General features: G+C 69.1%; 17 protein-coding genes and 1 pseudogene. 11 read left to right on the top strand and 7 right to left on the bottom strand.

What is annotated here, in order from left to right; translation table 11 throughout:
• Window positions 1–87: 87 nt before the first annotated feature.
• Window positions 88–1116 (bottom strand): LacI family DNA-binding transcriptional regulator, encoded by a 1029-nt coding sequence (locus ACWD6R_RS36155; protein WP_451822620.1) that lies wholly within the window; start codon window positions 1114–1116, stop codon window positions 88–90.
• Between the two features lie 183 nt (window positions 1117–1299).
• Between ACWD6R_RS36155 and ACWD6R_RS36150 the strand changes: the two genes are divergently transcribed.
• Complete coding sequence (locus tag ACWD6R_RS36150; RefSeq protein ID WP_451822619.1) at window positions 1300–2265, top strand: ROK family protein; 966 nt, start codon at window positions 1300–1302, stop codon at window positions 2263–2265.
• A 196-nt stretch (window positions 2266–2461) separates the two neighbouring features.
• On the opposite strand, the gene ACWD6R_RS36145 is transcribed toward ACWD6R_RS36150, so the two are convergent.
• A complete protein-coding gene (locus ACWD6R_RS36145) occupies window positions 2462–4504 on the bottom strand; it encodes an NPCBM/NEW2 domain-containing protein (RefSeq protein ID WP_451822618.1) in 2043 nt (680 codons plus the stop codon).
• A 267-nt stretch (window positions 4505–4771) separates the two neighbouring features.
• On the opposite strand from ACWD6R_RS36145, the gene ACWD6R_RS36140 reads away from it, so the two are divergent.
• The 7 genes from ACWD6R_RS36140 to ACWD6R_RS36110 all read left to right on the top strand — a co-directional run bounded on the left by ACWD6R_RS36140 (window position 4772) and on the right by ACWD6R_RS36110 (window position 10663).
• Window positions 4772–6061: an ABC transporter substrate-binding protein gene (locus ACWD6R_RS36140; protein ID WP_451822617.1), complete on the top strand. Its 1290-nt coding sequence runs from the start codon at window positions 4772–4774 to the stop codon at window positions 6059–6061.
• A 16-nt stretch (window positions 6062–6077) separates the two neighbouring features.
• Entirely contained in the window at window positions 6078–6992 is a 915-nt protein-coding gene (locus ACWD6R_RS36135) for a carbohydrate ABC transporter permease (protein WP_451822616.1), read from the top strand.
• A complete protein-coding gene (locus ACWD6R_RS36130; protein ID WP_451822615.1) occupies window positions 6989–7915 on the top strand; it encodes a carbohydrate ABC transporter permease in 927 nt (308 codons plus the stop codon). The genes ACWD6R_RS36135 and ACWD6R_RS36130 overlap by 4 nt, the downstream gene beginning before the upstream one ends.
• 197 nt (window positions 7916–8112) lie before the next feature.
• Window positions 8113–8559, top strand: coding sequence for a transposase (locus ACWD6R_RS36125; protein ID WP_451822614.1), 447 nt, complete (start codon window positions 8113–8115; stop codon window positions 8557–8559).
• A gap of 336 nt (window positions 8560–8895) precedes the next feature.
• Window positions 8896–9633, top strand: coding sequence for a DUF1707 SHOCT-like domain-containing protein (locus tag ACWD6R_RS36120; protein WP_451822613.1), 738 nt, complete (start codon window positions 8896–8898; stop codon window positions 9631–9633).
• A complete protein-coding gene (locus ACWD6R_RS36115; protein WP_451822621.1) occupies window positions 9539–9814 on the top strand; it encodes a hypothetical protein in 276 nt (91 codons plus the stop codon). Before ACWD6R_RS36120 ends, ACWD6R_RS36115 begins: the two co-directional genes overlap by 95 nt.
• A gap of 582 nt (window positions 9815–10396) precedes the next feature.
• On the top strand, window positions 10397–10663 hold the full coding sequence (locus ACWD6R_RS36110; RefSeq protein ID WP_451822612.1) for a hypothetical protein: 267 nt from the start codon (window positions 10397–10399) through the stop codon (window positions 10661–10663).
• Between the two features lies 1 nt (window position 10664).
• On the opposite strand, the gene ACWD6R_RS36105 is transcribed toward ACWD6R_RS36110, so the two are convergent.
• Together ACWD6R_RS36105 and ACWD6R_RS36100 are read right to left on the bottom strand one after the other, a co-directional pair.
• Complete coding sequence (locus ACWD6R_RS36105; protein ID WP_366138484.1) at window positions 10665–10889, bottom strand: hypothetical protein; 225 nt, start codon at window positions 10887–10889, stop codon at window positions 10665–10667.
• A gap of 122 nt (window positions 10890–11011) precedes the next feature.
• Window positions 11012–11188 carry a hypothetical protein gene (locus ACWD6R_RS36100; RefSeq protein ID WP_393309199.1) on the bottom strand — a complete coding sequence of 59 codons (177 nt, stop codon included), beginning with the start codon at window positions 11186–11188 and terminating at the stop codon, window positions 11012–11014.
• A gap of 197 nt (window positions 11189–11385) precedes the next feature.
• Here ACWD6R_RS36100 and ACWD6R_RS36095 point away from each other — a divergent pair, with 197 nt between their 5' ends.
• Window positions 11386–12423, top strand: coding sequence for an NUDIX domain-containing protein (locus ACWD6R_RS36095; RefSeq protein ID WP_451822611.1), 1038 nt, complete (start codon window positions 11386–11388; stop codon window positions 12421–12423).
• Here ACWD6R_RS36095 and ACWD6R_RS36090 read toward each other — a convergent pair.
• Window positions 12382–12672 (bottom strand): annotated as a pseudogene (locus ACWD6R_RS36090) (MBL fold metallo-hydrolase); the annotation flags it as partial. The gene ACWD6R_RS36095 and the pseudogene ACWD6R_RS36090 sit on opposite strands and share 42 nt — an antisense overlap.
• A 229-nt stretch (window positions 12673–12901) precedes the next feature.
• Window positions 12902–14266: a M20/M25/M40 family metallo-hydrolase gene (locus ACWD6R_RS36085; protein WP_451822610.1), complete on the bottom strand. Its 1365-nt coding sequence runs from the start codon at window positions 14264–14266 to the stop codon at window positions 12902–12904.
• Window positions 14267–14448: 182 nt separating this feature from the next.
• Between ACWD6R_RS36085 and ACWD6R_RS36080 the strand changes: the two genes are divergently transcribed.
• Window positions 14449–15663, top strand: a complete 1215-nt coding sequence (locus ACWD6R_RS36080; protein WP_451822609.1) for a geranylgeranyl reductase family protein — start codon at window positions 14449–14451, stop codon at window positions 15661–15663.
• Window positions 15664–15941: 278 nt separating this feature from the next.
• Here ACWD6R_RS36080 and ACWD6R_RS36075 read toward each other — a convergent pair whose 3' ends face one another.
• Entirely contained in the window at window positions 15942–16391 is a 450-nt protein-coding gene (locus ACWD6R_RS36075) for a nitroreductase family deazaflavin-dependent oxidoreductase (protein WP_376663617.1), read from the bottom strand.
• A gap of 130 nt (window positions 16392–16521) precedes the next feature.
• Here ACWD6R_RS36075 and ACWD6R_RS36070 point away from each other — a divergent pair, with 130 nt between their 5' ends.
• Window positions 16522–17265: a TetR/AcrR family transcriptional regulator gene (locus tag ACWD6R_RS36070; protein WP_451822608.1), complete on the top strand. Its 744-nt coding sequence runs from the start codon at window positions 16522–16524 to the stop codon at window positions 17263–17265.
• Window positions 17266–17428: the final 163 nt, after the last annotated feature.

The following is a 17428-nucleotide window of genomic DNA, read 5'->3' as shown; positions in this document are numbered from 1 at the left end:
AGACCCCATCCGAGGGCCTTCCGGCGCCTTGGAATCGCACGCACCAGACCGCGTCCGCTTTCCGATCGAAGGTCACCCGACAGGCTCTCAGGCGGGCGGCAGTTCGCCCGAGCCGCGGGCGATGAGGGACGTCGCCAGTTCCACCCGCGCCGGGGCGTCGTCCGCGCCGTCCAGCCGGCGGAAGAGGTGCTCGGCCGCCGTCCGGCCCACGGCCGCGGCGTCCTGGGAGATGACCGTGATGCCCAGCAGGTCGGCCAGTTCGATGTCGTCGAAGCCGACCAGGGCGACCGGACGCTCCCGCTCCGCCAGCACGCGCACCGCGGTGACCGTCACCCGGTTGTTGCCCGCGAAGAGCGCGGTGACCGGTTGGGGGCCCGAGAGCATCGCCTCGGCGGCCACCCTGACCCGCGCCGGGTCGGTGGAGCCGAGGGAGACCCAGGAGTCCTCGACGGCGATCCCGGCGTCCGTCATCGCGGCGTGATACCCGCGCAGACGCTCGGTGGCCGTGTGGATACGCGGCTGGTCACCGATGAAGCCGATCCTGCGGTGTCCATGCGCGATCAGATGGGCGACACCCTGCCGGGCGCCGCCGAAACTGTCGGAAAGGACGATGTCGGCGTCGATCAGGCCCGCCGGGCGGTCCACGAAGACGGTGGCGATCCCCGCCTTTATCTCCGGCTCCAGGTAGCGGTGGTCGTCACCGGCCGGAATCACGATCAGCCCGTCCACTCGGCGGGCGCACAGCGCGAGCACGAGTTCCTGCTCGCGCTCCGGGTCCTCGGCGCTCGACCCGTTGATGAGCAGGGCGCCGTGGGCGCGGGCGACCTCCTCGACGGCGCGGCTCAGCGGCCCGTAGAACGGGTCGGCGAGATCCTCCAGGACCAGGCCGATGGAGGCCGTACGGCCCTTGCGGAGCACACGCGCGCTGTCGTTGCGGCGGAAGCCGAGCGCATCGATCGCCTCCTGGACCCGGCGCTCGGTGTCCGGCGTGACCCCCGGCTCGCTGTTGACCACGCGGGAGACCGTCTTGAGGCCCACTCCGGCCCGGGCGGCCACATCCTTCATGGTCGGCCGATTGCCGTAGCGGGACTCGGAGTGACGGGCGGTCTCTGCCACGATGCGCTGTCCTGTCGTCGGGTGCGGGCTGTCCGGCCGGTCGCAGACGGGTGCTGCGGAGGTGCCGGAGGCTGTGTCGTCGAGCATAGGCCCTGGACAACGTTGTCAACTGAATACAGACTATGCAGACTATTCACTGAAGCCGCAGGTCCCCGCCTCCTCACTCATCCGGAGCCCACACCGATGCATACCGACCTCGTCGCCGCGCTCGACATCGGCGGCACCAAGATCGCCGGCGCTCTGGTGGACGGCAGCGGCACGCTCCTCGTGCGGGCGCAGCGGCCGACGCCCGCGCGGGAGAGCGGCGAGACGGTGATGGGCGCGGTGACGGACGTGCTGGCCGAGCTGACCGCCTCGCCGCTGTGGGGCCGGGCGACCGCCGTCGGCATCGGCAGCGCAGGTCCGGTGGATGCCTCGGCGGGGACGGTCAGCCCCGTCAACGTTCCCGGCTGGCGCGACTTCCCGCTGGTGGACCGGGTACGGAGGGCCGCCGGGGGGCTCCCCGTGGAGCTGGTCGGTGACGGGGTCGCGATGACCGCGGCCGAGCACTGGCTCGGTGCGGCCCGCGGATACGACAACGCGCTGTGCATGGTCGTGTCGACAGGGGTCGGCGGCGGTCTCGTCCTCGGCGGCAAGCTGCACCCGGGTCCCACCGGCAACGCCGGTCACATCGGCCACATCAGTGTGGATCTGGACGGCGACCCGTGTCCGTGCGGTTCGCGTGGCTGTGTGGAACGGATCGCCAGCGGGCCGAACATCGCCCGCCGCGCCCTGCAGGGCGGCTGGCAGCCCGGCCCGGACGGCGACGCCACGGCCGCCGCCGTGGCCGCCGCCGCGCGGGCCGGACATCCGGTGGCGGTCGCCTCCTTCGAGCGCGCCGCGCAGGCGCTGGCCGCCGGAATCGCCGCCACCGCCACGCTGGTCGAGATCGACATCGCCGTGATCGGTGGGGGAGTGGCCGGTGCGGGCGACGTCCTCTTCGCTCCGCTGCGCCGCGCCCTGCGCAGCTACGCCACGCTCTCGTTCGTCCAACAGCTCACGGTGGCACCCGCGGTGATGGGTACGGACGCGGGCCTGGTGGGCGCCGCGGCCGCCGCCTCGGCGGTCAGGCCGGGCGGGGCGGCGGCCGCGGCCGTACTGAGCGGCTGAACAGGGTCCGGCTGCCGGACGGTGCGCGGCGACCCGTCCCGTCCGGCAGCCGAACGATGGTCCGGAAGCCGGGCGTGCCCGGTGGCCGCGTCCCTGTCCGGGACCCTTCCGGAAGCGGCTCCAGGCCCCTACTCAGTGCCCGCCCGGCCCCCTACCGGGCGGGCACTGAGTACGGTGCCCGGCACCCGTACCGGACTCAGCACCCGATCCGCAGGTCCGCCCAGTCGGCGTGGTCGTAGTTGATCCCGTCCCCGCTGTCGGTGACCACCAGACGTACCACCTGCGCGCCGCTCACATCCGCGGTGATCGGCTGCGCGGCCATCGCGTTGGTCAGGACCCCGGTCGACGCCACCTTCGTGCCGTCCGCCCAGATCTCGAACGCCACCGTGCCATTGGCACCCGCCTCGTCGTCGACTCCGACCCGGGCGGTCACGGCGCTGCACGCACCACCCGCGTAGAACTCGACGGCGCTGTCCGCGTGTGCCCCGAGTCCCTTGGCGAAGACGGTGCCGCCGATGGTCAGCGGACTGCCGTCGCCGGCCTTGCTCTCACCGTTGCTGGTGTCCTTCTCGACCGGACCCCAGCCGTTGGACGCGGAGAGCTGTGGCAGATCGCTCAGATAGCTGTTGCCCGCCGGGGGCGCCACCACCACATGCGCCTGGAACGGCACCGAGGACTGCACGCGCGTCCCGGTCGGTGACCGGTACTGGGCGATGAGCTTCAGATCGTACGTACCGGTGGCTGTGCCCGCGGGAGGCGTCACCTGCCAGCGTGTGGTCAGCGTACGGCCGGTGGGCACGACATCGGTGCCGGTCGGCGACAGCGCCTTGATCTTCCAGCCCGACGGGCCGGTGAGCGCCGCGGAGACGCTCTTGGCAGGCGTACGGCCCAGATCGGTGACCGTCGTCGTCAGCGGCGCGTTGCGGCCGGCCTCCACCAACGGGCTGCCGTTCAGGCCGAGTTCCACGGCCGGCGGGTAGGCGGCCCACTTGTTGTCGGCGGCGACGCGCAGCAGTACCGTGCCGTGCGCCGGGACGGTCGCGGAGATGCCGCCCGCCGTGTTGTACGTCGTGTGCTGCCACAGGTCGCGCGTCGTGTACGCGTCGGTCTCCGGCAGGCCCGCCTCCTTCGCGGTCGTCGAGATGCGCTGCGCGGACCCGGTCTCGTTGAAGAGCGCCACGACCCGGCTGCCGTCCTTCATTTCCTTGGCGACGACCCAGCGCCCGCCGGTGGAGGAGACCACGGCGCCCTGCTTGCCCAGCGGGTCCTGATCGACCGCGATGACCTCCTTGTTCGAGAGGATCTCGAAGGTCTCCGGGGTCGCCTTGCGCAGATCGGAGCCGATGAGCAGCGGCGCCGCCATCACGGACCACATGGAGAAGTGGGTGCGGTACTCGGTGTCCGTCATTCCGCCGTTGCCGACTTCGAGCATGTCGGGGTCGTTCCAGTGCCCCGGCCCCGCGGCGGCGGCGAGCGACAGGTTCTGCTTCATGATCGACAGCATGCTGCCCCAGCTGTCGCTGATATCGCCCGTCGTGCGCCAGAGATTGCCGACGTCGGCGGCCCACTCCCAGGGCTTGTTCTCGCCCCACTCGCAAATGCTGTAGACAATGGGACGGCCGGTGGCCTCCAGTGCGTCGCGCATCGTCGAATAGCGCTTCTTCGCGTCGACGCCCTGGTTGTTGCAGTTGTCGTACTTGAGGTAGTCGACGCCCCAGTCCGCGAACTGCTGCGCATCGCTGTACTCATGGCCGAGTGCCCCCGGCAGTCCGACGCTGTCGCACGTCTTCGTGCCCGCGCTGGTGTAGATACCGAGCTTGAGCCCCTTGGAGTGGACGTAGTCCGCGACGGCCTTGATGCCGTTCGGGAAGCGCACCGGGTCGGCCTCCAGCTTGCCGTCCGCGTTGCGTTGCGGCTTCGCCCAGCAGTCGTCGAGGTTGACGTACTGGTAGCCGGCGTCCTTGAGGCCCTTCTCGACGAAGATGTCGGCGATTCCCTTGACCATCGCCTCGTTGAACTCGGCCCGGCAGTGGGTCGAGTTCCAGTTGTTGAATCCCATCGGCGGGGTGAGGGCGAGCCCGTTGTCGGACTGTGGGCTGACCTCTGCGGCAGCCGCCGTCGTCGGTGAGTCCGCGACGGCGGGTGCGGTTGCGCCCGCTGCGCAGAGCAGACCGGCGGCCAGCGCTCCGATGACTGTTCTGCCGCTTGCTCGGGTCGTACGGGTTGGAAGATGACGCATCGTAACGTTCCTCCACGCTCGTGTCAGATCGGATGACATCATGCGCACGCCAAGGGCGCGCGATTACGTTATGGCGTGTTGGAGTCTGTTGGAAGGGGTGTGGTAAAGGTTGTTCGGTATCTCGTCAAAACCCTTGACGGCACTCTGACTTGGGGATGGGATCCAATCGCACGTTCGGTCGTGTTGGGTTGCATCCCGGAGGAGGGGGTCATGGCGCACTCGTCGTACGACAGGTCAAGCATGCCTGGCAGTGTGGCAGGACATCGGATGTCTCGGCGAAATCTGCTGCGTGGTGCGGCAGTTGGCGCAGGCGCGATCACGCTTCCCTCGCTGATCACGGCATGCAGCAGTGGCCCCGGTGGTGACGGCAAGACGATCCACATGGGGTCGAATTCGTCCGACCCCATTCCCAAGAAGGCTTTCGCCGACGCGTTCAAGGCGTACGAGGCGCAGTCCGGAGGGCGGAAGATCGAGGTCAACACCGTTGACCACAACACCTTCCAGGAGAACATCAACAAATACCTGCAGGGCAATCCGGACGACGTGTTCATGTGGTTCGCCGGCTACCGGATGCAGTTCTTCGCCAAGAAGGGACTGCTGTACGAAATCAGCGACAACTGGCAGCACTACGAAGGGTTTTCGTCCGCGCTGAAGGCCCAGTCCACCGGTGAGGACGGCAAGCAGTACCTCACGCCGTACTACTACTACCCGTGGGCCGTCTTCCACCGGAGGAGTCTCTTCGCCGACCGCGGCTACCAGGCGCCCAAGACCCTCGACGAGTACGTGGCGCTCGCCAAGCAGATGAAGAAGGACAAACTCGACCCCATCGCGTTCTGCGACAAGGACGGCTGGCCCGCGATGGGCACCTTCGACTACATCAACATGCGGACCAACGGCTATGACTTCCACAAGAGCCTGATGGCCGGCGAGGAAGCCTGGACGGACAAGCGCGTCAAGGACGTCTTCGACACCTGGCGCCGGCTCCTTCCGTACTGCCAGCAGGGCGCCAACGGCCGCACCTGGCAGGAGGCCGCGACCAGCCTGCAGAAGAAGGAAGCCGGCATGGCGGTCTTCGGGCTGCCGCACCCCGGCGCCCAGTTCCCCAAGGGCGAACAGGAGGACATCGACTTCTTCCCGTTCCCGGTCATCAACCCGGAGCACGGCCAGGACGCCGTCGAGGCACCGATCGACGGGTTCCTGCTGGCGAAGAAGTCGAAGAACCTCAAGAACAAGAAGACGCTGGAGAGCGCCAAGGACCTCGTGAAGTGGCTGGCCACCGGCAAGGCCGAGGACATCTACCTCAAGAGCGACCCCAACAACATCGCGGTCAACGACCAGGCGGACATCTCCCAGTACTCGGCGCTGCAGAAGAAGGCCGTGGAGCTCGTCTCCGGTGCCAAGCAGATCTCCCAGTTCCTGGACCGCGACACCCGGCCGGACTTCGCCTCGACCGTCATGATTCCGGCCATCCAGAAGTTCATCAGCGACCCGAACGATGTGGACGGCCTGGTCAACGACATCGAGCGGCAGAAGAAGACCATCTTCGCCTCCGACTGAATCTGGAGTACCGACCGTGTCGTTCCTCTCGGAGCGGCGCACCGAACGGCGGGGCCCGCGGCGATTCTCCGGCCGCGACCTCGCCGTCATCGGTCTGCTGCTCGGCATACCCGTCCTGCTCGACATCGCCATTGTGTGGGGCCCGACCCTCGCCTCGATCGTGCTCTCCTTCACCAGCTGGGACGGCATCGGCGACATCAAGTGGGTCGGAACGCAGAATTACCTGAACCTCTTCACCAATTACCCGCAGTTCTGGCCCGCCGCCCGGCACAACCTGCTCTGGCTGGCCTTCCTCGGGCTCGTCGCCGCGCCGTTCGGGCTGTTCCTCGCCGTACTCATCGACCGGGGCGTGCGGTTCAGCCGCTTCTACCAGTCGACGCTGTACATGCCGGTCGTGCTGTCGCTCGCCGTGGTCGGCTTCATCGCGCAGCTGATCTTCTCCCGCGACCAGGGGGCCCTCAACGCGATCATCGGGGACACCGCGTCGCCGACCGACTGGCTCGGCGACCCGGACCTCAACATCTGGATGGTCCTGCTCGCCGCGGCGTGGCGGCACACCGGCTATGTGATGATCCTCTACCTTGCCGGGCTCAAGGCCGTAGATCCCTCGCTGAAGGAAGCGGCCGCCATCGACGGGGCGAACGAGGCCCAGACCTTCTTCCGCATTGTCTTCCCCACGCTGCGGCCGGTCAACGTCATCGTCGGCGTCATCACCGTCATCGAGTCCCTGCGCGCCTTCGACATCGTGTACGCCGTCAACCACGGCCGCAACGGACTCGAACTGCTCTCGGTGCTCGTCACCGACAACATCATCGGTGAGGCGAGCCGCGTCGGCTTCGGATCCGCCATCGCCGTGGTCCTGCTCACCGTTTCCCTCGGATTCGTCGTGACGTACCTGGTCCAGGAGCTCCGAGGGGAGAAGAACCGATGACCGTCGACACCGCCCCCGCCCGCCCCGCCGCACAGCCCGCACCCCTGCCACCCGCTGCGGTGCGCCGTGGTCTCCGCCCGGGCCGGCTCGGCGTGCACGCCTTCCTGATGGCGGTCTCGCTAGCCTTCCTCGCGCCGCTGCTGCTGGCGGTGTACGCCTCCCTGCGGCCGTACGACGAGACCTCCCGGTACGGCTACTTCTCGCTGCCGAGGCATCTGTCGTTCGACTACTACCGGCAGGCGTTTGCCGACTCCGGGATGACGAAGTACTTCGTCAACACCATGATCATCGCCGTCCCGGGGGTGCTCGTCACCCTCTTCCTCGCCTCGTTCGTGGCCTTTGCCCTGGCCCGGCTGAAGATGCGCGGCGGGATCGTGCTGCTGATGCTCTTCACGGCCGGGAACCTGCTGCCCCAGCAGGTGATCGTGACCCCGCTGTACGTGGTGTTCAACCGCATCCCGCTGCCGTACTGGATGTCCGACTCGATGACGATGTACGACTCGTACTGGGCCGTCGTCGTCGTCCAGATCGGCTTCCAGATCGGCTTCTGCGTCTTCGTCCTCGCCAACTTCATGCGAACCCTGCCGCAGGAGATCCTGGAAGCCGCCGTCGTCGACGGCGCGGGCGTCTGGACGCAGTACTGGCGGATCACGCTGCCGCTGTGCCGCCCGGCCCTCGCCGCGCTCGGCACGCTTCAATTCACCTGGATGTACAACGACTTCCTCTGGGCCCTGGTCTTCGTCTCCGACGGCGACAAGCTGCCCATCACCTCCGCCCTCAACAACCTGCGCGGGCAATTCTTCACGGACTACAACCTCCTCGCCGCGGGCTCGGTGATCGTCGCCCTGCCGACGCTTGTGGTCTTCCTGCTGCTGCAGCGGCACTTCATTGCGGGGCTCACCCTGGGATCGAGCAAGGGATAGGTCTGCCCCGGGTAGACATGCACGCCGACACGCCAGGACCACAAAGAGAGCAGGCTGCGGGAGGGCGTCTGGTTGGTCTCCGGCGGGCCGATGAGTCGGGAGCACTGAGGCATGACAACTGCCCCTCGCGGAGATACGGATCGCCGTGTGAGCGAAATTCCCATGCAGGCCGGCAAGCCAACCGAGAGACTTCCGGCATGAAGAAGATCCCGACCATGTTCGCCTCCGCCTACGAGACCAAGGTGGGGATGCGCTACCAGACCTTCGCGACTAACAGCCGCCGCGGACAAGCCGCCTTTCTGGACGGCCGGCACCGCAAACACGCCCGCGTCGAGCCGAAGATCCGTGACCAGAAGGCGTCCGGGATGGGCCTACTGCCCTCCCGGGAACTCAGCATCAATGCCGCCTGGCTCACCGCCACGATGCTCGCCGCCGACCTGCGCGTCTGGCTCCAACTCCTCGCCCTGGACGGCGAAGAGGCCAGGGCGACTCCAAAGACTCTGCGCTACCGGATCCTCCACGTCCCGGCCCGGCTCGTGCGCGGCCAGCGCAAACGCCGCCTGAAGCTCCCCGGCACCTGGCCCTGGGCCAAGGCGATCACCACCGCCTTCCAGCGGATCCTCGCCCTGCCCCGCCCCACCTGACCGGCACGAACACCTCCGACGAGTACCGAGAGGAGGTCCCAGCAGCTTCCGGGCCCGTGGAACCCGGCGTCATCCGGCACGACAGCCGACGCGCACCCCTGACCGGAACCATCCTCGGACCGGGATCAACGCGACATCACGGATGCGAGATCGACCGGACGTCACCATGAAACAACGAGGCCGGGGCGCCGAACCACACCTGCCCTGCGCTCTTCCCGGTGACAACGAGGCGGGAGAACATCCCGCATCCGTATTCTGCGATGACCAGGGTTCCGCTCACCGAGTAGTAGGTGTTGCCCGCCTTGCCGGGGCCCGGCCAAGCCCGGGTCTGCGGAAATGGCGGGGCCAGGAAGCCAGCTCTTTTCGGCCTTGCTCTCGAAGGTCGTACACCGCGTCCTCGTCGTCCGGTTCCTTCGCGAGTCCGAGAACACCGTAGTGCGGTCCAGCGCCTCCGTCGGCGACACCCGTGAGAAAGCTGCGGTAGGACTCGGGAAGCCTGACACCGAACTCCCGCTCGATACGAGCTGTTCCCGGTTCACGGGTACGCCGACAGCCTCTCGCGCAGTTGCGATCAGCGACGTTGCGGGACTCTGGGCTGTCCACCAGAATGCGGGCATGACGGGTGAACTCAGGTCAGCTGGTGACTCTTCCAAGCACGGCACAACGCCCGAACTGCGGGCATCTGACCGGGACCGGGAGCAGGTCGTAGAGATCCTGCAGATTGCCGCAGGCGACGGTCGGCTCATCGCGGCCGAGCTGGACGAGCGCTTGGACGCCGCATTGTCCGCCCGCACCACCGGCGACCTTGCTGGACTGACCGCCGACCTGCCCTCGGAAGGAATGCCCCCACAAGCCAGAGATCTGGTTCGGATCGACCAGCGTTTCGGCGATGTCACCCGTACCGGCCGCTGGCTGGTTCCGCGTCGCATGGAAATCCGGCTGATGTTCTGCGAAGCGAAGCTCGACCTTTACCGACGCGATGATCACCCACAACACCCTTCACATCGATGTCGACCTGCGAGTCGGGGGAAACCTGATCCTGGTGACCAGGCCAGGGATCGAAGTCGACACTGACGACCTGGTGCGCAGCAGCGGCGACATCAAGATCCGGCCTGTATCCGGCCCGGACACTCCAATTACCCTGCGTGTGCAACTGGCCGGACAGTCCCGCGGAGGCGACATCATCGCTCGACCCCCGCGACGGAAGTTCTCGGAGTGGCTACGCCGCCGCACGCCAAGGAGTATCGGCCGCTGAGCGCGGGTTCTCAAACACGCACTGGCAGGACCGATCCTCGGCCCGGCTGAAAGGGGTGGAGCGCAACGGGGATCCGCTCGCTGAGGGACGGTGAGACCGCACGGAGAGCCCAGCCCTGCCTCGCGCGGTACCGGTTTCCCGAGGTACACCGGTACGGCCCCGGGCCGCGGCCGCCCGCGCGCTGCCCGGCAGCCCGGTCCTTGCAAGGGGCAGGTTCGGGCCCCCGGCACGGTGCCTGCGCGGGCACCCTCTCTGCAGACCGGACAGCACGTCACCGCCGGTGACGCCGGGCCGGGCAACCCGATCGGGCCAGGACCGGCCACTGCGAGGAGGAGTTCCACTGGGCCACTGCTCGTACAAGGGGTGCTGCTCCCAGCGTTTCCGGCCATCCGTGCCCCGGCAGCCGCGGGCGTCAGGAGCCCCGGCGAGGCTCCGCCGATCGCGGCTTCGTGTCACGGCGGGAACGCGTGGCGCTGCAGAAGCCGGCCACGGCGGCATCAGGAGGCGATCCGGCCACCTGGGGCCGGAGCGGCGCCGCCGTGAGGCGTGGGCAGTGTCAGTGGTGGCTGCGATGCTGCCTGCATGGACGAAATCATGCGACGGCGGGTGTACGGCGCCGACCACGACGATCCTGATCCGGGCCCGCAGCCCGGGCGTGCATATCGCGAGCTGGTCGGCGGCCCGCTCGACGGGCTGCTCCTCGACGTGACGGGCTGGTCGGAGGTGGCACTCGCCGACGGGGCCGCACTGATCACCGAGATCGGCATGCACGGTCCTGGTGGCAGGTCGGAGTACGGGCCGCGGGCGGACGATTCACTGAAGTGGGACTGGCAGGGAGACACGCCCTGAATCAGGTCGCCTCGTACTGGTGCGCTGCGGCGCCCTGCCATTCCACCAGGGCGGGAGTGTCAAGGGCCCGCTCCGGGTCCGCCATTCCGGCATCGGCGAGAAACACAATGATGTCGCGGTCGCTGTGCGCCAGCCCGAGCCTTTCGTCGCGGCCGTTGATGTGGACGGTCACGAGCCTGGCGCCGGACGGTGTGGGCGCGTGAACGATGATCGGTGGAGTCGCCATGGTTCCAGGGTGGCGCGTGATGCCGGTCGGCGCGCATCTGGCTGGTCCGGATGTGTGGTGCCCGAGGACCGGGGGTACAGGCGGTGGACCGGTTGCCCCGTGGCGGCGGGCGCGGGGCGGGGTCACTGGCCCCGGTCCGCACCCTGCTGCGGTACGACCACCAGGAACGCGTCCTCCTCCAGGTCCATCACGACCTCGGCCGCCACACCCTCGCCCCGGCGCGCAGCCGCGAACTCCTCCGCAGGCCAGCTGCCTCGCGGACCTCCCGCGGGAAACCGCTCCAGTACTGTGCGCTGCACCGTGCACCCCCTTGCCTCGTCGGCTCCAACGACGCCCCGCCGTCCCCGTTACGGCCGCTCGGGCGCCCGACTCGTACGGTGGGACGCCTGCCGACGGGCGTCCGGCACTTGCTTTCGTGCAACAACATCGCCACAGCCGGGTTTTCGCGGCAGGGTGTTGCGGGCAAGCCACAGAGGGCTACGGAAGAGGGGGAACCGTGATCGTCTGGATCAACGGTGCGTTCGGCGCGGGCAAGACGAGCGCCGCGCGCGAACTGATCGAACTGATCCCGAACAGCACCTTCTACGACCCCGGAGTGATAGGCGGGGGACTGCGATACCTGCTGCCCCAGAAGAGGCTTGCCGAGGTGACCGACTACCAGGACCTGCCGATCTGGCGGCGGCTGGTGGTGGACACAGCTGCCGCTCTGCTCGCCGAGGTGCCCGGGGTGCTCGTGGCGCCGATGACGCTGCTGCGACAGGAGTACCGCGACGAGATATTCGGAGGGCTCGCCTCCAGACGCATTCCCGTGCGTCATGTACTGCTCTCACCTGAGGAAACGATCCTGCGGCAGCGGATCGCCGACCGTGAGGAAGTACCGGACGACCCGGAAGCCGGCGAGCGGGTACGGCAGTGGGCGTACGAACACATCGAGCCCTACCGGACAGCGCTCGGCTGGATCACCGCGGACGCGCACACCATCGACACCAGCACGCTGACCCCGTACGAGACGGCCGAGCGCATCGCCGACGCGGTACGCACCGGGGCCGCCGGCGTGTGCGAGATCGTGCAGACGCCCGCGCCGACCGCGGAGACCCTCGCCGCCGGGGTGCTGCTCTTCGACGAACACGACCGGTTCCTTCTCGTCGACCCCACGTACAAGCCCGGCTGGGAGTTCCCCGGCGGGGTGGTGGAGCCCGGGGAGGCACCGGCACAGGCCGGGATACGGGAAGTGGCCGAGGAGATAGGGATTCAGCTCGACCGGATCCCGAGCCTGCTCGTCGTCGACTGGGAGCCGCCGAACCCGCCCGGGTACGGAGGGCTGAGGCTGCTCTTCGACGGCGGGCTGCTGCACTGCCAGGACGCCGAACGGCTGCTGCTGCCCGGTTCCGAACTGCGCGGCTGGCGGTTCGTCACCGAGGCGGAGGCCGCAACGATGCTGCCGCCGCACCGGTACGAGCGGCTCCGCTGGGCGCTGCGGGCCCGCGAGCGGTCAACCGTGCTCAACCTGGAGGCCGGAGTCCCGGTCGGCTGACGCCCGCAGCACGGCGGCGGCGTCGACAGTGAGGGGATCACCGTGCCCGAAGCAGACCGTGGACGGGGCCAGCGCCGCCAGCCGCCGGAACGAGGCCAGTGCCTCGGCCCGGTCCGTGTTGAAGACACCCAGCATCACCTGGCCCACCCCGGCCACGCAGTCGCCGGTGAACAGCACATCATGGTGCGGCAGATGGATGGCGAGTGACCCGGGTGTGTGCCCGGGGGAGTGGACCACGCGCGCCCCGCCCGTGTGTGTGCGGGCCGGGATCCGCGCCGGACGGGTTTGCGCCGGAGGTTGCGCCGCGCCGGAGGGCGCGGGCGCGCCCGGGGACGGGCCGGTGGACGACCCGCGCCCGATCCGGCACGGACCCCGCCCGGGGGAATCCTGAGGACCGGGTGCGGACAGCCGTATTCGGGGGGCGGCCGCCCCCTCCGCGTACGAGAGGTGCGTCCGCCCCGGAACAGGTGATGCGAGGTCAGGAGCGCTTGGACTCCGCGTAGTTCTGCAGGAACAGCGCCTCGGCGACCGACAGCCGCTCCAGCTCCTCGGGCGACACGCTCTCGTTCACCGCGTGGATCTGCGCCTCCGGCTCGCTCAGGCCGATCAGCAGGATCTCCGCCTCCGGGTAGAGCGCGGCGAGGGTGTTGCAGAGCGGGATCGAGCCGCCCATCCCGGACGTCTGCATCTTCTCGCCGGGGTACGCGGCCTCCATGGCCTGCGCCATCGACGTGTACGCCGGACTGGAGGTGTCCGCGCGGAACGCCTGGCCCTGGCCGACCTGCTCCACCGAGACCCTCGCCCCCCACGGGGCGTGCGCCTTCAGATGGGCGGTCAGCAGCTTCGTCGCCTCGGCCGCGTCCTGGCCCGGCGGCACCCGCAGGCTGATCTGCGCCCGCGCACTCGCCTGCAGCGACGGCGTCGCGCCGACCACCGGCGGGCAGTCGATCCCGATGACGGTGACGGCGGGCCGGGCCCAGATGCGGTCGGCGACGGTACCCGTGCCGATCAGCTCCACACCGTCGAGGACCTTCGCGTCCTTGCGGAAGTCGGACTCCGGGTACTGCAGCCCGTCCCACTCGGCGTCCGTGGTGAGCCCGTCGACGGTCGTGGTGCCGTCCTCGGCGCGCAGCGACGCCAGCAGCTGGATCATTGCGGCCAGCGCGTCGGGGGCGGCGCCGCCGAACTGCCCGGAGTGCAGGTTCCCTTCGAGGGTGTCGAGGGTGACCCGCAGCATCGTCATGCCGCGCAGTGTCGCGGTGACCGTCGGCAGACCGACCCGGAAGTTGCCGGTGTCGCCGATGACGATGGTGTCGGCGGCCAGCAGCTCGGGGTGCGCCTCGGCGTACCGCTCCAGACCGCCGGTGCCCTGCTCCTCCGAACCCTCGGCAATCACCTTGACGGAGACCGGGACGCCGCCGTTCGCCTTGAGAGCGCGCAGGGCGAGGAGATGCATGATGAAGCCGCCCTTGCAGTCGGCCGCGCCGCGGCCGAACCAGCGGCCCTCGCGCTCCGTCAGCTCGAACGGCGGGGAGATCCAGGCCGACTCGTCGAGCGGCGGCTGCACGTCGTAGTGCGCGTAGAGCAGTACGGTCGGGGCGCCGGCCGGGCCGGGCAGGAAGCCGTAGACCGACTGGGTGCCGTCGGGGGTGTCGAGCAGGGCGACGTCCTGGAAGTCCTCGGCGCGCAGTGCGTCGGCGACCCAGGCTGCGGCCGCCTCGCACTCGCTCTTCGGGAACTGCGCGGGATCCGCCACCGAATGGAAGGCCACCAGCTCGGCCAGCTCCGTCTTGGCACGGGGCATCAGCGAGGCAAGGGTCTCGGAAATCGGATGGGCGGTCATGGGCACGCTCCTCGTGGGTGCGACGTTATGTGTACGAATCCGTCTGCATGAACGCCGAGTGCGGCGCTGCATGCAGGACGAACGCACGGTCGATCCTCCCACAGAGGGGACCGGTCGCAAGGCGCCGTAGGATGCCGTGAGCAGTTTGGGCCACTGGTCGGGATCGGGAGCAGAAGCACATCGTGAGCAGCGAGAACGCAGACGCCGGACGTGAGCTTGAAGAGCCGTCCGTGTGGGATGTCGTCGTAGTCGGCGCCGGACCGGCCGGAGCCTCCGCGGCATATGCGGCGGCGGTCGCCGGGCGGCGGGTGTTGCTGCTGGAGAAGGCGGAACTGCCCCGCTACAAGACCTGTGGCGGCGGCATCATCGGGTACTCCCGTGATGCGCTGCCGCCCGGATTCGAACTGCCCCTGCAGGACAGGATCCACGCGGTGACGTTCTCGCTCAACGGCAGGCTGGCGCGGACCCGCCGCTCCAAGCGGATGCTCTTCGGGCTCATCAACCGGCCCGAGTTCGACGCGGGTCTGGTCGAGCAGGCGCAGAAGGCGGGCGCCGAACTCCGCACCGGAGCGTCGGTGACCCGGGTCGAGCAGCACGGCGCCTCGGTCCCGGACCGGCGCACGGTCGCCGTGGTGCTCGCCGGCGGCGAGACCGTCCTGGCCCGCGCGGTCGTCGGCGCCGACGGCAGCGCGGGACGCATAGGAGCCCATGTCGGGGTCAAGCTCGACCAGGTGGACCTGGGCCTGGAGTCGGAGATCCCGGTCCCGGCCACCGTCGCGGAGGACTGGGCCGGGCGGGTGCTGATCGACTGGGGTCCGATGCCCGGCAGTTACGGGTGGGTGTTCCCGAAGGGCGACACCCTGACCGTCGGTGTGATCTCGGCGCGTGGTGACGGTGCAGGGACCAAGCGGTATCTGGAGGACTTCATCGCCCGGCTCGGTCTCGCCGGGTTCGAGCCGAAGATCTCCTCCGGTCATCTCACCCGCTGCCGCAGTGACGACTCGCCGCTGTCGCGCGGGCGGGTGCTCGTCTGCGGCGACGCGGCGGGGCTGCTGGAACCGTGGACCCGCGAAGGCATCTCGTTCGCACTGCGCTCCGGGCGGCTCGCCGGTGAGTGGGCGGTCCGGATCGCGGAATCGCACGACGCGGTGGACGCCCGCCGCCAGGCGCTCAACTACGCCTTCGCCATCAAGGCCGGGCTGGGTGTCGAGATGGGTGTCGGTCGGCGCATGCTGAAGCTGTTCGAGCGCCGCCCGGGAATTCTGCATGCAGTGCTGACCGGATTCCGCCCGGCCTGGAAGGCGTTCGCCGGGATCACCCGCGGGACGACCTCGCTGGCCGAGCTGGTCCGCACCCACCCGCTGGCGCAGCGGGCCCTGTCGGCGATGGACCGTTAGACCGTTTCTCGGCGCTCATCCTGCCGACCGGACCGAGACGCCGGTGGGCCGGAGTTCGGGCCGATGGGCGGTGGCGGTCCCGTCGTAGCGGGTGGCCCGGGCCTCGCCGTCGAATACGTCGGTTGATGCATCGACAGACAGTGCTGCGCCCGTCGGAGGCGAACCCGTCGAACCCCGGTAGCTGGCACAGGCCCGGCCGCGACGCCTGCGGCGGGCGATCAGTTGGGGCCGTCGACCCTTGCCCGGCAAGGGCACAGGCAGCGCTGTGCCGGTCCGGGTCAGGATGTGATCGTGATCCGGAAGACGGGGTGGTCGGGGGCGATGCGGCGCAGCTCCTCGACGGACGAATCCGGGCCGACGCCACCGAAGAACACCCCTACCTCCGCCTTCCAGCGCTTGAGGTAGGCACGCAGCAGTTCCGGCTTCTCGTCGTCGGCGATCTCGACGGCGGTGAAGACGTCGGTCTTCTTGCCGAGGTGGAGCTCACCGCCGCCGGCAGCCCGCATGTTGTGCGTCCACTGGACATGGCCACGCGGAGCGACGAGATACTGCTGCCCGTCCACGGTCAGCAGGTTGACCGGGGTGCGGCGCCACTCGCCGCTCTTGCGGCCGCGGACGGCCAGGACTCTCGATCCCCAGACGCTGATGCCGCGCCGGGTGATCCAGGCCACGGTGCGGTTGAAGACGTTGACCGTGAACCAGCCGGGCTTCTGAACATGCACGGACATGAGATTCCCCTAGTTGGAAAGTGTGAGCACCGCTCTCGCTTGAGATCAGAGTGCACGAGGTTGGTGCTCAAAAGCAAGAGCACTGCTCTCTTTATTGGTCGGTGCTCCAATTCGTGGCAGACTGAGCTCCATGAGCACCATCCGAGGAGCCAGGGAACGGGCCCGTATCGAGGTCACCGCAGCCATCAAGGACGAGGCGAGAAAGCAGCTCGCAGCCGAAGGCGCCGCGAAACTCTCGCTGCGCGCCGTCGCACGTGAGCTGGGCATGGTCTCGTCCGCGCTGTACCGCTACTTCCCCAGCCGTGACGAGCTGCTCACGGCCCTGATCGTCGATGCGTACGACGCCGTGGGCGAGGCCGCCGAGACCGCCCACAGGGCCTCGTGCGACGTGCCACCCGTACCCGCCGCCCATCTGGCCCGCTGGATCGCGGTCGCCTGCGCCGTACGCGAGTGGGCCCTCGCCCACCCCCATGAGTACGCCCTGATCTACGGCTCGCCCGTGCCCGGGTACACGGCACCCCAGGCGACCATCGGCCCCGCCTCCCGCATCGGCCTCGTTTTCATCGGGATCGTCGAAGACGCCCACTGCACGGACGGCCTCGCCGTGCCGCTTCTCGCCGCCGAGCTGCGGCCCGAGGCCGAGCGGATGGCCGCCGACTTGGCACCCGATCTCCCTCCGGCGGTCGTCGCCGCTCTCGTGGCCGCGTGGTCGCAGCTCATCGGGCTGATCTCCTTCGAGATCTTCGGCCAGTTCAACCGGATCGTCGAAGCTCGGGAGGTCTTCTTCCGGCAGGCGGTCGCCGACCTGGCCCGTAACGTCGGACTGCTCGACGACCGGGCCGACCGCACGGCCACCGGCAGCGCCGGTGCCTGAGCCTGCCCGCCCGTATGTCCGCCCCTCGGCCCGGCCGGACATCTCGCCTGCGCCGACCGGGGTTGACGGCTGCTTGGCTGGGAGCGTGCACGAGGTCGTTTTAGCTCGATCGTGTGACGGTCGGTTGATGGGCTTGCGGTGGGCCGGGTTGGTCGGGCTAGCC

It is taken from the genome of Streptomyces sp. NPDC005151 (assembly GCF_053599875.1).
The sequence above is the reverse complement of the archived record's forward strand: the minus strand, read 5'-3'. Positions and strand labels throughout refer to the sequence as shown.

Coding starts and splice junctions, on each gene's coding strand:
- ACWD6R_RS36150 (WP_451822619.1), top strand. CDS start 1,300: ATGCATACCGACCTCGTCGCCGCGCTCGACATCGGCGGCACCAAGATC.
- ACWD6R_RS36145 (WP_451822618.1), bottom strand. CDS start 4,504: ATGCGTCATCTTCCAACCCGTACGACCCGAGCAAGCGGCAGAACAGTC.
- ACWD6R_RS36140 (WP_451822617.1), top strand. CDS start 4,772: ATGTCTCGGCGAAATCTGCTGCGTGGTGCGGCAGTTGGCGCAGGCGCG.
- ACWD6R_RS36130 (WP_451822615.1), top strand. CDS start 6,989: ATGACCGTCGACACCGCCCCCGCCCGCCCCGCCGCACAGCCCGCACCC.
- ACWD6R_RS36125 (WP_451822614.1), top strand. CDS start 8,113: ATGAAGAAGATCCCGACCATGTTCGCCTCCGCCTACGAGACCAAGGTG.
- ACWD6R_RS36120 (WP_451822613.1), top strand. CDS start 8,896: ATGGCGGGGCCAGGAAGCCAGCTCTTTTCGGCCTTGCTCTCGAAGGTC.
- ACWD6R_RS36115 (WP_451822621.1), top strand. CDS start 9,539: ATGATCACCCACAACACCCTTCACATCGATGTCGACCTGCGAGTCGGG.
- ACWD6R_RS36110 (WP_451822612.1), top strand. CDS start 10,397: ATGGACGAAATCATGCGACGGCGGGTGTACGGCGCCGACCACGACGAT.
- ACWD6R_RS36105 (WP_366138484.1), bottom strand. CDS start 10,889: ATGGCGACTCCACCGATCATCGTTCACGCGCCCACACCGTCCGGCGCC.
- ACWD6R_RS36085 (WP_451822610.1), bottom strand. CDS start 14,266: ATGACCGCCCATCCGATTTCCGAGACCCTTGCCTCGCTGATGCCCCGT.
- ACWD6R_RS36075 (WP_376663617.1), bottom strand. CDS start 16,391: ATGTCCGTGCATGTTCAGAAGCCCGGCTGGTTCACGGTCAACGTCTTC.
- ACWD6R_RS36070 (WP_451822608.1), top strand. CDS start 16,522: ATGAGCACCATCCGAGGAGCCAGGGAACGGGCCCGTATCGAGGTCACC.